At 44.2% G+C, this 240-nt stretch carries 1 pseudogene; it reads left to right on the forward strand.

The window, feature by feature from the left end:
- Positions 1 to 240, forward strand: a pseudogene (locus JI667_RS22540) (IS110 family transposase); the annotation flags it as partial.

Genomic DNA, 240 nt, shown 5'->3' on the forward strand with positions numbered 1-240 from the left:
TCTCGCCTGAAGAGCTGATTGACTTTCTTCAGACAAAGGGTGTTCGCTATCTGTCAAAGAAGAAAGTAGAGCGACTCCTTCAGGTGGCAAAGCATTCTATAGGATTGAAAGACAGTCCTGAAATGGCACGCATGGAAATCAGAATGTTGCTTGACCAGTTATTCATGTATGAATCGCAGATCCAAGAGCTTACTGAAAATCTTGTCACCCTTGCCCGCCAATTGCCTGACTTTGATTACC

It is taken from the genome of Bacillus sp. NTK074B (assembly GCF_017303375.1).
In the GTDB taxonomy this organism is placed as follows: domain Bacteria; phylum Bacillota; class Bacilli; order Bacillales; family Bacillaceae_B; genus Rossellomorea.